Below are 925 nucleotides of genomic sequence, written 5' to 3' on the forward strand. Positions count from 1 at the left end.
AAGAAAAGAGCATAAAAAATTAGTTTTTATAGAAATTTGCTTAAGATAGGTATTATAAAATTTTTATCTATTATGGATATCAAGGCCTGCTTAATATTGCCTCGATTGATTAGGCTGAGTTCTGTTAAAAAGTTTGGTAATGGATCATTTAGTAATAAATTTAGCTTAGCCTCTTCGAGTTTTAGCTTTTTTTTATCTGTGTTTTTGTTCTCTAGTATCGATACTACTATTCTTAGCTTTTCTTTTGTTATATCACTTTGCACGGAATACCTTGTATACGATAATCGAAGATAAAAAAGCCACAGCAGAGCAGGCAAAATACGCCCAAATTTCCCCAATAGTTTTTTCAAGGAGCGTGTGCAGGCCTAGCAAAAAGAATACTAAGCCTATGATGTAAATCACACCCACAATTATATTGAGTACAACTGAATTGGCACTCTTTAAAAAAGAACACCTAATATCGTCAGCTTGAGCATCTATAAGCTCAACCACGGATACTATAAATTCAGATATGCCCGCCATTATTTTTTTAATAACCAGGCAGCTAAAAATCCAACCCCCGCAGCAATGGCAATGCTTTTAATCGGATCTTCTTTTATTGCGTCGTTTACGTTTTCTATGCTGTCTTTGCCTTTTGATTTTAGATCATCTATATATTTTTTGATCTCATCGCTATTTAGTTGGTCTAAAATTTTATCTTTAGCGGATTCCGCACGCTCTGCACCCATATCTTTGATAGATTTTATAACATCTTTAAAATCTGCTTTCAAAGAATCTAAGTCTTTTTTTAAAGACTCTAAATTTACCTCTTGAGTAGCCATTAGGACTCCTTTATTAATATTGTTTTGAGCTGAAGTTCTTGTATCATTATATATGATGTTACTTAATCATTAATAAATTTAGCAATTTAAAGAATCTCATTGAT

2 protein-coding genes are annotated in these 925 nt (G+C 32.1%); both read right to left on the reverse strand.

Going from position 1 to position 925, the window contains the following annotated elements:
- Positions 1-26: 26 nt before the first annotated feature.
- Entirely contained in the window at positions 27-263 is a 237-nt protein-coding gene (locus CYP77_RS05795; protein WP_103567194.1) for a hypothetical protein, read from the reverse strand.
- Between the two features lie 258 nt (positions 264-521).
- Entirely contained in the window at positions 522-821 is a 300-nt protein-coding gene (locus tag CYP77_RS05805) for a DUF883 family protein (RefSeq protein ID WP_012001578.1), read from the reverse strand.
- Positions 822-925: the final 104 nt, after the last annotated feature.

Source organism: Campylobacter concisus, from assembly GCF_002913865.1.
GTDB classification, from domain to species: domain Bacteria; phylum Campylobacterota; class Campylobacteria; order Campylobacterales; family Campylobacteraceae; genus Campylobacter_A; species Campylobacter_A concisus_AM.